This is a genomic window from Henriciella sp. (assembly GCF_029936995.1).
In the GTDB taxonomy this organism is placed as follows: domain Bacteria; phylum Pseudomonadota; class Alphaproteobacteria; order Caulobacterales; family Hyphomonadaceae; genus Henriciella.
Genome location: NZ_JAPYRE010000007.1, coordinates 112,650 through 125,894, shown reverse-complemented (window position 1 = coordinate 125,894; position 13,245 = coordinate 112,650). Strand labels below are relative to the sequence as shown.

General features: G+C 60.6%; 11 protein-coding genes. 5 read left to right on the top strand and 6 right to left on the bottom strand.

All coding sequences use genetic code 11. The annotated features are described in order from the left end of the window. Positions 1 to 143: 143 nt before the first annotated feature. Positions 144 to 416 (bottom strand): helix-turn-helix domain-containing protein, encoded by a 273-nt coding sequence (locus Q1K31_RS14720; RefSeq protein WP_300381144.1) that lies wholly within the window; start codon positions 414 to 416, stop codon positions 144 to 146. Positions 417 to 485: 69 nt separating this feature from the next. On the opposite strand from Q1K31_RS14720, the gene Q1K31_RS14715 reads away from it, so the two are divergent. The 4 genes from Q1K31_RS14715 (at position 486) to Q1K31_RS14700 (ending at position 7,703) form a co-directional block, all read left to right on the top strand. Beyond that, positions 486 to 1,115 carry an RNA polymerase sigma factor gene (locus Q1K31_RS14715; RefSeq protein ID WP_300381141.1) on the top strand — a complete coding sequence of 210 codons (630 nt, stop codon included), beginning with the start codon at positions 486 to 488 and terminating at the stop codon, positions 1,113 to 1,115. A gap of 5 nt (positions 1,116 to 1,120) precedes the next feature. Beyond that, entirely contained in the window at positions 1,121 to 2,089 is a 969-nt protein-coding gene (locus Q1K31_RS14710) for a FecR domain-containing protein (RefSeq protein WP_300381138.1), read from the top strand. Positions 2,090 to 2,207: 118 nt separating this feature from the next. Then, entirely contained in the window at positions 2,208 to 4,964 is a 2,757-nt protein-coding gene (locus Q1K31_RS14705) for a TonB-dependent receptor (RefSeq protein ID WP_300381136.1), read from the top strand. A gap of 87 nt (positions 4,965 to 5,051) precedes the next feature. After that, the gene (locus tag Q1K31_RS14700; RefSeq protein WP_300381133.1) at positions 5,052 to 7,703 is read left to right on the top strand and encodes a prolyl oligopeptidase family serine peptidase; all 2,652 of its coding nucleotides are present in this window, start codon (positions 5,052 to 5,054) and stop codon (positions 7,701 to 7,703) included. On the opposite strand, the gene Q1K31_RS14695 is transcribed toward Q1K31_RS14700, so the two are convergent. The 5 genes from Q1K31_RS14695 to Q1K31_RS14675 form a co-directional block, all read right to left on the bottom strand. Continuing rightward, a complete protein-coding gene (locus Q1K31_RS14695; protein WP_300381130.1) occupies positions 7,700 to 9,526 on the bottom strand; it encodes an asparagine synthase C-terminal domain-containing protein in 1,827 nt (608 codons plus the stop codon). The genes Q1K31_RS14700 and Q1K31_RS14695 overlap by 4 nt on opposite strands. A gap of 1 nt (position 9,527) precedes the next feature. Continuing rightward, positions 9,528 to 10,229, bottom strand: a complete 702-nt coding sequence (locus Q1K31_RS14690; RefSeq protein ID WP_300381127.1) for a lasso peptide biosynthesis B2 protein — start codon at positions 10,227 to 10,229, stop codon at positions 9,528 to 9,530. 78 nt (positions 10,230 to 10,307) lie between these two features. After that, positions 10,308 to 10,445, bottom strand: coding sequence for a hypothetical protein (locus Q1K31_RS14685; RefSeq protein ID WP_300381125.1), 138 nt, complete (start codon positions 10,443 to 10,445; stop codon positions 10,308 to 10,310). 173 nt (positions 10,446 to 10,618) lie between these two features. Next, positions 10,619 to 12,025, bottom strand: coding sequence for a tetratricopeptide repeat protein (locus tag Q1K31_RS14680; protein WP_300381122.1), 1,407 nt, complete (start codon positions 12,023 to 12,025; stop codon positions 10,619 to 10,621). 293 nt (positions 12,026 to 12,318) lie between these two features. Next, positions 12,319 to 12,594, bottom strand: a complete 276-nt coding sequence (locus Q1K31_RS14675; protein WP_300381120.1) for a DUF3892 domain-containing protein — start codon at positions 12,592 to 12,594, stop codon at positions 12,319 to 12,321. Positions 12,595 to 12,942: 348 nt separating this feature from the next. Between Q1K31_RS14675 and Q1K31_RS14670 the strand changes: the two genes are divergently transcribed. After that, a complete protein-coding gene (locus Q1K31_RS14670) occupies positions 12,943 to 13,212 on the top strand; it encodes a hypothetical protein (protein WP_300381117.1) in 270 nt (89 codons plus the stop codon). The last annotated feature ends 33 nt before the right edge of the window (positions 13,213 to 13,245 follow it).

Genomic DNA, 13,245 nt, shown 5'->3' with positions numbered 1-13,245 from the left:
TCTGATTTGGGCTTAATACCCTAAAGGAACCACCGGCGGGCAGGATGCAAGCGCGGGCATCCTTACCAACGGACGTGGTAGTACGTACGAGCAATACTTTTCTTACGTTTGCTTTTGCGCCCATAGAGGACGCTCACTGAGGGTTACCAAGAGTCGTTCAGTAATTTCGCGATTGGCTCGAGCATATCAGTATAACTGATTTCCAGAACGTTGAGCAGCAAGAGGAACTCGATTACGTCGATCCGACGCTCGCCTGTTTCTATTTTTGCTATGTATGACTGCGGGTGGCCCAACCGCTTTGCCAGCGCCTGCTGTGACAGGCCCGCCTGAAGGCGAGCTGCCTTGATCTCCGATATGAGCAATTGGTGGGCAGGAGAACGAAGATATTTTCCCAAGTACTTACTCAGCAATCCCATTAGAGATTGCCTTCGTAATCCTGATATGGAATAATCCCATTTTGGGATTATTCGCTAGGAAGCTGCGACTTGGTTAGCCCCGTTAATACCACGAAAACGGAACTGAGACTGTCGCGATTTCGGCGGGGTCCAAGTGAGGATTCAGGTGAGTTCAACTCTGATCAGTCAGACCAACATCTTCGGAGTATCTTTCACCATCATCGAAGGCAACTCGTGCGTCTGGCACTGTTGCGGGTGGGGAACCGGGCGGATGCCGAGGACCTGGTGCAGGATGCCTTTGTTGCTGTGGGGCGGGCCTATCCGGACAGGGCGGGTGAGGAACTTCGCAAGCTCTTGTTCACGACCCTGCGCAATCTGACCGTCAATCATCTGAAGTCGGGCCACAGGCGTCAGCAGCAGGCCTCTGTCGAAGTCGGGAGTGTTGGCGAGGCGCTGGCCTGTGCGCGGACCGTGACGCCGGAGAAACAGCTCATGAATGCCCAGCTTCTCGCCATCGCCGAGCAGACCATTGCCGCCATGCCGTGGCGGCGCCGCGAAGTGCTCAGGCTCCACCGCTATGACGGGCTCACCTATGATGAGATCGCGCGGCGCTTGTCAGTTTCACCGAGAACGGCCAAGAGTGAGGTTGCGACGGCACTCGCCGAGATTGCCGAACGTCTCGCAAGGTTGGAAGGCCGGGAAGCGAACCCGGCAGGGTGAAGCTCATGACGGCACATCGGGACAGATATTCGGAGCGGCTGAAAGCCGCGGCGGACTGGTATGCCGAGCTGCAGGAGCCCGGCCTTTCGCACGAGACCTGGGAAGCCTTCCAGGCCTGGGAGAGCGATCCGGCGAATGCCGCAGCCTTTGGTGAGATCGAACGCTCCCTGGTGGCCATGGACCGTTCAGGCTTTGGCCGGCGGGCGCGGGAAGACCGGGAGGTGTCCCGGAAGGACCGCGTACCGGGATGGGTGGGCTGGCTTGGCGGGATCGCCGCGCTTGTGCTCATCGGGCTTGTGGTTGTGGGGGTCTGGCCGGCTGCTCAACCAGTGGCACCGGATATTTATGTGACGGACATTGGCGAGGTTCGGCAGGTGGTGCTCGCCGATGGATCGACGGTCACGCTCAATACCGCAAGCCGGGTCGAGGTGAGGCTTGGAGAAGACGCGCGCGAGATAGAGCTCGCTTGGGGCGAGGCCTTGTTTGATGTCGCAGGCGAGGCCCGGCCCTTTGTGGTCATGGCCGGCGCCAGCCGGACCGAGGCGCTTGGGACACGGTTCAATGTTCAGGCTGGCGGGGATGAGGTTGCGATCACGCTGGTCGAGGGATCGGTCAGGGTCGGGGCTTCGGACGGGGCAGGGCAGGGGAGCGTGCTGGAGCCCGGGGACCAGCTTGTCATGCAGGCGGATGGCGGTGTCGAGGTTTCAGAAGTCGACCTGGAAAGTGTCGGGCGGTGGACGTCCGGGCTGGTTCAGTTCGATAATACGACCCTCGCCGAGGCTGTGGCCGAGATGAACCGCTACTCCAGTGTGACGATCAGGATCGGGGATCAGGCCCTGGCGGCAGAACGGATCAGCGGCAGCTTCCCGGCGGGCCAGCAGCGGGACTTTGCCGAGAGCCTCGAGCTCTTCCTGCCAGTGACGGCGGACATGTCCGGCCGCACGATCACGCTGCGGCGCCAGGAGCGGGATTAGCCCCACAGACAGCGGTTCGGAGAATTTCTGCATGGCAGGCCGGACGGCTTGTTGAATTTATCGAGCTGGGCCCGACCGGGGTGCCAGCCGGATTCAACAACACGTCCGGAGGGGCAATATGGGGATGAAGACTGGCCTGAGACGGCAACTGCTTGGCGCAGTGGCCGTATCGATGATCGCAGGCGCTGGCACGGCTGCCGCGCAGGATGGGCGCGAACGCACAGAGGTGACGATCGAGGCAGCCTCGCTGGCTGAAGCCCTGCAGGCGCTGAGCGCACAGACCGGTACGCCCATCATGTTCTCGAGGCCGCTTGTTGCAGGCCGTGATGTTGAGGCTCTCGAAGGGGACTATTCGCCTGAAGAAGCGCTGGAACGCCTTCTGGCCGGAAGCGGGCTGGTTGCGGTTCGTGGCGGCGGTGAAGCGCTGATTGTAAGGAAAGCGCCTGATGCACCTGTACCGGGACGCGAGAGAGCACCCGAACGGACTCCCGTCGCGCCTGTGGAGGTCCCTGGACCCGCCGGGACTGAAACGGACCAGGAAAGTGCGCTTCGCATCGATACGGTCAGGGTGACCGGCACCAGTCTGCGCGGCTTCGCGCCGGAGAGTTCTCCGCTACAGGTCTATGACCGCGAGGACCTGCTGCAGTCGGCAGCCTCTTCGACCGAACAGTTTATCCGCCAGCTGCCGCAGAATTTCAGCGGCGGGTCGACCGAGTTTGCAGCCGGGCAGGGACTGCCGAATGACCGCAACTCACAATCGAACAATACTTATGGCACCGGTGCCAATCTCCGCGGGCTGGGATCCGGGGCGACGCTGACCCTGCTGAACGGCAACAGGGTCGCTCCGACCTCAACGATAGGGGATTTTGTCGATCTCTCCCTCATTCCGGTCTCAGCCCTTGAACGGGTCGAGGTGCTGACCGACGGGGCCTCTTCCATTTATGGCGGCGATGCCGTGGCCGGGGTGATCAATCTTGTCCTTCGGGATGACTTTGAAGGGGCGGAAACTGCGCTGCGCTACGGAACGGTGACCAGCGGCGATCTTGACGCATATCGCTTCAGCCAGTCCGCCGGGACCGCGTGGGACAGCGGGAACCTGCTCGCTGTCTATGAATATTCCGACCGTGGAAACCTGACCCTGTCGGAGCGCCCGGATATTGCCGTCCCGCCCTTGTCGGGCGGCGACCCGATCACACTTACCGATGTGTTCGACCTGCTCCCCGCCCAGACCCGCAACAGCCTGGTCCTGTCCGCCAATCAGGAGGTGGGGCGCCGGCTCGACTTCTCATCGACACTTCTTTATTCCGACCGCGAGGTTGATAGCCGGGCGGTCGGCATTGGCAGTTTTGCCTCCGCTGGCCGCAACAGGATCGGGTCTGAAAGCCTGACCTTCAATCTCGGTGCGGAATACCGGTTTTCTGACCGCTGGATCCTGTCGCTGGACGGCAATTACAGCCAGATCCGGAATGACCGGACGTCCCGGATCCTGTCGCCGGTGCCGCGGGATCCGTCGCGGCAGAAGACCGAGTCCGATCTCTGGTCAGCCGGGGTGCTGCTCAATGGCGATCTGTTCGAATTGCCGGGCGGGCAGGTGAGGGCAGCCATGGGCGGACAGGTCCGCCAGGAGCGTTTCAGGGTCCAGCAGGCCGGATCGCCCGCGCTGCGGGACGGTGAGCGTGATGTTTCCTCTGTCTATGCGGAAGTCCTGTTTCCGCTGATCGGGCCGGGCAACGCCCAGCCGCTGGCGGACCGCGTCGAACTCAACCTGTCTGGCCGTATCGACGACTATTCCGACTTCGGCTCGACGTCGAACCCCAAGATCGGGCTCCTCTGGGCACCCGTGGACGGGCTGAACCTCAGAAGCTCCTACAGCACATCCTTCGCGCCCCCGGCGCTGGGTCAGGCCGGTGCGCTTGACCGGATTGCAGGCGTGCTGCCCTATGATTTCATACGCGGTATATTCGGCATAGAGCTGCCAGATCCGTCACTGGCCGGTGTGAACTATATCCAGGCCAACGGGACAGCCCCCGATCTTGAGCCAGAGACGTCGCGAACCTTCACCGCCGGGATCGACTATGAGGTGAGCTCGGGCGTACACGATTGGTCTCTGAGCAGTTCCTATTACGATATCAATTTCGAGGACCGTCTCGGTGCGACACCCATTCCGGGCAATCTGAATTCCAACTTCGCGCCCGGCCTGGCTTTTGACAATCCTGATCTTTTCCCGGCTGGAACGGTGATCTTCTTCCCCACCGACGTACAGATCGATGCCCTGCTGGCATCGCTCAGCCGCCCGGTCATTCTGGCTGGTGGCGCGACCGCGGTCGAGAATATCGGCTTCATCAACAGGGTGAATCTGACACGCAATCTGGCGTCGACCGAAACGCGCGGGATCGACCTCCAGCTTGGTTATTCCGCGGATGCGGAAATCGGGCGTGTCTCGGCCGGGATCAATGCGAACTACATCATCGATTTCGTGAAGCAGGCCGCAGAGACGACGCCGGCGGTCGAGACACTGAACACGCTTTACAATCCGGTTGACCTGCAGTTGCGCGCGCATCTTGGTCTCTCCAGGGGTGGTTTTACGGGGAATTTCTTCGTCAACTATACCGATGACTACAGGATTGATGGTACCGCCGATGCGCGCCGGATCGGCTCATGGATTACCGCCGACCTTTCGCTGTCATACGATTTTGGCGAGGACCGGACGGGCTGGCTATCGGGCACGGTCTTCAATCTTTCGGCGACCAATCTGTTCGATGAGTCGCCGCCGAGTGCGCCGCCTCTGAGCGGGTTCGCCCTGACCGGCTACGATCCGGCCAATGCCTCTCCGATCGGCCGGTTCGTCAGCGTCGAAGTTCGCAAGACGTTCTGAAGTGTCATCGGCCGAGGCCCCTTTTGTCGCGCGCTGGAAAGCATCGTGACGCAGAGGGCCTTCGCCATGCATCAGGGGAGAGACCCGATGAGTTCCCGTTTCCTGTTTCGGGCGGAGATGGTCCGTCTGGTTTTTGTGACCGGGCTGCTTTGCCTGCTTGCTGATCCTTTTGCGGCACGTGCCGGGACCGGTGAAGATGAAGGTCGCCGCCTGCTGACCCTTGATGACGTACTGATGATCGAAGGGATCGGTGAGGCGGCCTTTTCGCCGGATGGCAAGTGGCTCGCCTACAATCTCGTGCCCGCCTATGAGACACTGGCTGACTATTCCTACTGGTTGCGGGCCTATGGGCTGAGCGGACACCAGCTCTGGGTCAGGGATATGGCCGGTTCTGAACCTGCGCGGCTTCAACCTGGCCTCGATCCGGACGCGACGAACTTCCTGTTCGGGTTCTCTCCGGATGGAAGCCGGGTCGTGACGATTGAACACAGGCTGGGTCGGCATCGCCTGGTCGTCTGCCGCACGGGGCGCGACGACTGTGTCCGCTTCTCTGAAATGCCTGATATACGCGACAGATATGTCGCCGGAGCGAGGTATAATGAACGCCTTGTCTGGACGTCGAATGATCGCTTCGTCGTGCCGGTGCGCGACCCCGACCTCCCAGGCTCCGAGATGCGCAGTCGCGGCACGGCTGGCCGGTTCCTCTGGCGCGAATGGAACAAGGCATGGTCCGGCGAGGGGGTAACAGCATCGGAAGCGGTGAGCACGGGGCGCGACCGGTCCGAAGACTGGGCGTCCGGCCGACTTGTCGAGTTTGATCTCTCCTCCGGAACAACAAGGCTTGTGGCAGAAGGGCGGTTTGCAGGTGTGCGTGTCTCGCCGGATCGCCGTTACCTGATTGCTGCGCGGACCGGGGAACGCCGGCGTCCGCCCCCCGATGCCCGCCCTGTGGCACACGAGACGCATCCGGTATTCGACCGGCGCTACGGGCTGCGGCTGATCGACCTCAAGACGGGGAAGACCGACGTCTTCAATGGTCCGTTTAACATCGATCCTCATTCCCTGACCTGGTCGCCGGACAGCCGGCGCTTTGCCGTCTTCGGATGGGACCGCCAGGAAACCCCGCAAGAGGGGTGTTTCTACATTGTCGATACCGCGGCGCTTAGACCCGGGTGCCGGGACCATGGCGCGCTGGTTCTCGCAACCAATCATCTGGATCCTGATTACAAGTGGTGGGCGGGTCCGGCGCGTGCGGCGCTGCTCGATGAAGGTATTGCCGTGCTGGCGCGAGACGCAGATGAGGAGCGGCTCGACTGGTACCTGCTCGGTCCGGGCGGCACGATCTCGAACCTGTCTGCTTCGCTCGACAGCCCGGCCGGGCAATTGCTCCACGCCGGTGACCGGTCGATTACGATCATATCTGGGACGAACGTGGTTCGGCTTGGGACGGAGAGACCTGTAGACCCTATTCTGCCGGAAGGTATCGAAATCACTGGCCCGCTGACCTATCGGCCAAACATGGCGCACAGCTGGTCGAACGAGTTCCGCCTCGGCTCGCCGCTGATACGCTACCCCTTGCAGGATACAGCGGACTTCATTGTCGAGACGCCGGATGTGGAGGGCGATGGCGCCATTGTTCATGTCAACTTTGACGGGACTGACAATGCTGTCGCACTCCAGCCAGTCGGCATTGCCGGGGCGAGGGTTCTTGCCGCGTCCCGGGCGGCCGGGGCCATGGTCGCGACGCTGAAGGAGGGGGCTGCGACGCGTCTGCTTCTCATCCGGGGGCACGGGCGTGTTGAGGAGCTGGCACGTATCAATGAGCATCTCAACGGCATAAATCATCCGGTTGACCGGCCGGTTTCCTACACCCTGGAGGATCCGTCAGGGGAGCAACCGGCCAGGTCCATGCAGGGCTGTCTCCTTCTGCCGCCCGGCTATGAAAGCGGGAAACGCTATCCGGTTCTGGTTGAAGTCTACCCGACGGGAACAGGCGGGAGGTGTAAGACCCTTGAAGATGCCGCCCGGGCCGGGGCCGTTTTGGATGATCTCTGGAGCGCCCGGGGATTTATCTACTTTCGTCCCGCCCTGCCTCTCGATCTCGCTTCCACGCCGGAGGGGTCGCTCGCCGGGTATGGGAATCTCCTGGATCAGGCAATCGGCGCGCTGGTAGAGCAGGGCTATGCCGATCCCGGCCGTATTGCGCTTTACGGCTTCAGCCAGGGCGGAATTGCCTCCCTGGTCGCGGCGACACAGTCGGACAGGCTTGCCGCCGTGATATCGGTCAATGGCTGGGCCGATTATTTCAGTCATTATTTTGGCGCGCGCGGGCTGATGCGGTATTTTCATCTCGACCAGAATGGCGGCGATAACAGGTGGCGCTATGAATGCGCCATGGAAGGGCCAAGCCATTACTGTCCGTTCGGGTTTGGCGAAAGTGCACTTGAAAACCCCGCCGCCTATGCGCGAACCAGCCCCGTCGCGAACGCGGCGGACATCACGGCACCCGTGCTGCTCGTCCACAGCGATTTCGATTATTTCGACATGGCGCAATATGACGAAATGTTCGGCGCGCTTTACCGGGCTGGAAAGGAGGCGCGTTATGTCCGCTACTGGGGCGAAGGGCATGGTCCCTCATCGCCTGATAATATCCGCGATTTCTGGAGGCGGATCGATGGGTTTCTCGAAGAAAGCGGTATCTTCACTCCGGACGAGGATACGCCGCGTGCTCGCGACTAGTGTCGCCCCACCTGCTTCCATGACTGGAGCCAGGCCTCAATGGCGTAATGGATGAGCAGCATACGCCCGAATGTCTGGTGCCGGTATTCCTCGCGCCCGAGAAATATATCCAGATCTGCCGGATCTAGCAGATCATGACGGACCAGCTCGCCATGCCGGATCACCTCAGCGATCATCTCGCGGTGGCTATCCAGCTGGTCGATGAAAAATCGGGAGGCGTCTCCTTTCGAGCGTCTGAGCCGAACCTGATCCGGAACCAGGCCGGCCATGGCCTTGCGGACCAGCCCGCGCCCCTGTCCGTCAGTGCAAAGCAGATAGGTGGGCAGCCGCAGGCAGAGTTCGATAAGCGGTTGGGAAATCAGCGGGTGAACAACCGGCCGGGAGTGGAGCGATGCAAGCCCGCTGCGGATCTGGAACATGTGAACCAGACTGGCGATCTGGCCGAACTTTGCGGCTGGAAGACCTTGCCTGTCGCTGGCCCATTCCGGCAACAGGGCTGCCGGATCGAGTGTCTCATGGTCGTTCTGGTTCATCCGGGTCCTGCGGTCGAGAATACCATGAGCGCCATCGCCATTCCGTAAGCTGTTCAATGTCGTGGCGAAGGTTTTGCCAAGCGCCTGCCAGATGGAGAGGCCGGAAAGCCGGGCCGAGTTGAGAAGCTCCATGCGGGCCTGTCTGCCCAGACCACAGTGTTGCAGGTATTCGGCGAAGCCGAGCGCGCTGCGGGTTTCGAGAAACAGGTGATCGCCACCCTGGCCTGTGAAGATCGTGCGGCCTTCCAGTTGCGCCAGCCCGGCAAGGTGGGTTGTGAGATCCTGTCCGAGGAAGCTGCGGAATGGGCGTACCGACAAAGGATGATCTGCCGGACCCGGCAGCGTCCGCTGCGGCGTAACCGCAACCTCTTCGAGACCGATCTCGGCATGACTGGCGACTGCCTGCGCATACGCCAGCTCAGATGGATCTTCAGATTGCAGGACGAAGTGGACGGCGTTGGCCCGGGTCAAAGAGGAATGTCTGCCGAGCGTCGCAGCCACGATCGCTGAATCCAGGCCGCCCGAGAGATTAAGGGTTATACCGCCGTGACAGGCTTTAGCCCTCGAATGCACGACATATTCTATCGTGTCCCGCAGTATCGAAGCAGCCGCGGGTTCCGCCTCCTCGCAGGGTCTGCGCGCAGTCTTGCGCGGGTCCCACAGCTGCTCGACATGAAGGCCTTGGCGGGTAACGGTCAGACGGTGCCCGCCCGCAAGTTCATGCACTTCATTCAGGCCGGTCTGCCCGTTCTGGATCTTGTCATAGACGAGCAGCGCACGGATGAAGTCATAGTTGATGGAGAATTGTGTCCGATCGAGAAACTCGCACGCTTCCAGGTGTGAGAAGACAAGTGTGACATTGCCGGCGTTGCTATAGAAACAGGGTATGGACGAGGTCGGATCCGCAAGAACGGCCACGCCCTGGGGCGTTCTCAGAACTGCGACATAACTTCCCCAGAAGTCCGAGATCAGGGCGCTGCCCGCAGATGTCATGAGGTGCGCACTGTCCGAGGGATCGAACTGAGTCAAAGGTGGACCCGCGACGAGGTCTGTCCGATTTTTGAAGAGTGTGCCGAAGACGGCGCCGGAAGGCTGGCTATTGACCGGCCGGAGTTCGATCAATCCCGGGCTGGTTGATGCCGGATGCAGATCATAAACGCGTAAGCCCTCTGCGGTGCATGAGCTTACGGATCTGCCTAAATGATGATGCAGGCGTGTTTCGATGACACCAGCCTGCTCGGCGGCTTTCATATTCTCCGCTTCCCAGATCATGGCGAAGAAAGCACTCATTCTATACGACCATGATCGGCTGATACTCTGCCGCCTTGTCGCAAGTTTCGTTCAGAAGAATCCCGCGATGTGAGACCCAGCAATGCGCATCGAACGGGGCAAGCCGCACACCAAACACCCACTCGGCTGAGATATTGAAGCTCGAAAGGAAGCGGAGAAGGACAAGACTCCTGAAGAAGCAGGCGTCCTGGGTTGTGAAGAAATAGGGTGTCAGCGCATGAAAGCTTTCCGTCAGGGCGAGCACCTGGTCTCGGGACGTGTCGCTATTGCCGGGAATGCCGGCTTTCCACGTACGGGCAGCGTGGACGCATCGCGCGATATGTCTACGTCCTGCCTTTCGCAGGGCAAGACATATCGCAATGGCCAGCATCAAATGCGGTGTGTGTTTCCAGTGGGGGAGCGGCCGGGAAACCGGATGCCGGTCGGTGATCGAATATGCCGCCGCAGGGAATGTGCGGTGGGCGATAGGATGCCCCGCCGCATGGCGGGGTGTAAGAATGCCTTGATCAGCTAGCCGGTTCGCCAGCTGGCCTGCTTTCGAGAATGTGGGAACATGGCCGTCGGCGGCTGCAAGCTGCGCGAACAGGTATGACTGGTCGGATGTCAGACACAGATACCTGTCATTCACCGCGTCAAGGATGATGTATATTGTGCCGCAGGCACACACATGAACGTCATCCGGCAGATAGTACTGGCTGTTCATCCGTGCCGCCTCGGCTATGGCTCTTCCATGGGTTCGGGGAAAAGGGGGAACTTGCGTTCCCCCTCTCCTTGATACGGGTCAGGCGATCCGGGAATTCGGCCCGTTGGCAAACTCGACACCGAGTTCTTGACCGCCGCGGGTTTCCTCGGAAACCGTACCGAGTTCGATTGGCTCGAACTCGTCTTCGGTGACGTATTCGTCTGTCCTGGTATTCATGGTCTTTCTCCTTCTGAGGTTACGCCGCCGTTCTGGCAGCGCCTTGAGTGTGACCTCTTGAGTAGAGGGAGTCAACCAAAGATTCGTAATAAAAACAAGGCGTTATGGTGGATACGCAAAGCTTCTTGTCCGATCAGCTGTGCGCGATCGGGAGGCTTGAAAACGCTGACGATTTAACGGCGGCTCTGTCTGTTCATCTCATCGGTGCTTGCATCCTGCATGTCTGGTTGGAGGGGAACTGGAATGGGGGACTGGTTGATCAGGGCGCGCGCCTTACCCCGGTCGCCAGCCTTCAGGGCGCGTCTGGCGCGGGCCGCGCTGTAACAGGCCCGGGCGAAGGCATCCGTCTTGTAGAGGGCAGGCGAGCTGATCGCCGAAGCAAAACCATGGTCTGGAATCTGCCAGTCAGGCCCATAGGTTTCGGTGAGATAGCGCTCCGGGCTCTCCGGGATGTGACAGGTCAGACCCTGGAAGCGGGATTTGATGGGCCGGAAGTCTGTGAAGCGCCACTGGATATCGCCCGGATGATGGCTGAAGCCGCAAAGCGCATGGCGGGCTGTTTTCTCGTAGAGGAAGATGTCGACGCCGATGCCCTTGTGCGTCAGCGCGAAATAGCGCTCGCCGGGGCGAGCGCGCCTTTCCAGCATGAGGGCTGGGTGCTGACGGACGATGGCCGCGATACCCGGCGCAGCTTCATCAGCGAACACACCGATATCGATGTCCCGGTCATGGGTCAGGGGTTGGCCGTTGCGGATGAAACCCAGCAATGTGCCGGCGGCCAGAAAAGGCACGAGACCGGCTGCTGAGAGTATAGTGCAGACCTCGTTGAGCGCCTCTGTTGCCTTGCCGGGGTCGAAGCCATGATTGTGGGTTGATGGTGCCGCGGTCGGGCAGGCTGTACAGGCGAGTGCACGCTTCAGCTGTTCGAAGGCCGGTTGGAAAGCCCCTGCTGCATAGAGGCAATGGCCTATTCGTTCGTGCGCGAATGCCTGATCCGGAAAGCGTGACAGATTGTTTCGAGCGAAAATGACAGCATCCTCGAACCTGTGTGCGTCGGCCAGCGCATTGCAGACGCGAAGGATGATGTCAGGTTTTGTGCGAGGGTCTCCGGCGCGGGCTTCCAGGCTGTCGGCGGCGTGGCCGATCGCAAGGATCCGCTCGTCTTCGTCTGGTGTGATGTCCGCGATGGACTGCCAGGAGCGCCAGGCTTTGGGATCGAGCCTTGCCGCCTGACGGAAGGCGCCAAGCGCTTCGTCAATCTCTCCGCGCCCATGGCGGGCCAGCCCGAGCCCGTGCCAGGCCGAGGGCAATTCCGGGACCAGCTGAATGAGCTGACTGAAACCGCGGCATGCCGCATCCGTCTTACCGGCCCGCAGGAGCGTGCTGGCACATGTATGAAGGGTTTGCGGATGATCAGAGCGTGTCTGTCTTGCCGCGTCGAAGCAGCTGACCGCGAGGTGAAGCTCACCTGTCCGGGCAAGCTCCATGCCTGCGCGCATGCAATCGCGCCAGGTTTCTGGCGCTGCGGCTGCTGTTTCCTTGTCTGTTTCTGCCCGGCCTTCTGCCGGCCGCAGTGCCACTGTCCCGTCCTCGCATTCGCGGCTTTGTCGCTACCGCACCATTTATGGTCTGCGGCAGCGTCAACCAGCTATTCAGTTTTTGACTTTGAGAGGACAAATAATAAATCATAAGTAGATTCGATAATCAAGAGGGTTTCGTGCAAACCCCATTTATGGCAGGCGTTTGGAAGAAAGTCGGGGCTGAGTAACCTTTTAGCTGATCTATATATAAAATAGAATAATCTATCATTGCGGACGCTCACGCATGGCCGCAGAGGACTGCGGAACGCGGAAGGCCCCGCAGTCCCGTGATCTTAGCGGGCCTTTGTCTCACCAGGCAGGCTGAGCAGCATGTCGGGCTCACCGGCATCGAACTCGGTGCGCAGATACGCTGCGCCCGGGCGTGTATCGAGCACGATCCAGACCGGCGCGCCCTGGTAGATCATCCAGTAGCGACATTCGCCATGGTGGACGTTCATGATGGCCTCCAGGACCGTATGGGTGAAATCATCCCCGCCCAGCCGGGAGATGCGGCGGTGAGGGTCGGTCTCATTGCGTTCGACCCATTTGACCTGTCTTGCTTTCATCATGTGCGTCCTTTTCTGCACTCTTGTGCCAGGGGCGCTGGCCGGCAGGCCTTGTACATTGAGGGGGTTCTCCCATCGCCTGACCGCCAGCACCCCATCGGCGGTTTGATGGAATGAGCGGCAGTCTTTCTGGCTGTCGGCTCGCGTACAGGTGGAGGTCTGTCACTGAGAGTTGTCGATATGTCTGGTGGAATTTTTACAGGTTTTGCTGGCCTGCAGAGGGCCGGGCCAAGTGCTTCGCGGGTGAAATGGCACATATCCTGAAAGGAGCCAGGCATTGCCCGTTTCCGGGCGTGTCTTGTTCTATGGGGTGTTGATTGGTGTTGAGGAAATACTGCCTGTGAGGACACAATGAGCGTTCCGCCATCCTATCTGACGCGGGAGGGCCGCGTGTCACTTGCCGGCTTTCCAGAAGGCCTCTGCACCGTAGAAGCGCTGGAGCACTACATCGCCCATATCGCCGACGATCTTAAGCGGCAGGAACAGGATCACCTCGACCGGATTGCGGTGCGCAAGGTGGCGATCCAGGAGGTCGTGCAAAACCGGTCGAAAGTAACGAAGCTCGGAATATTGCAGGATGAGGCCAGGCGAAGATTGAGGGCATTGCAGGACCGTGAGTGACGAAGCACCTGCCCATGTCACGCCGAATCTGGC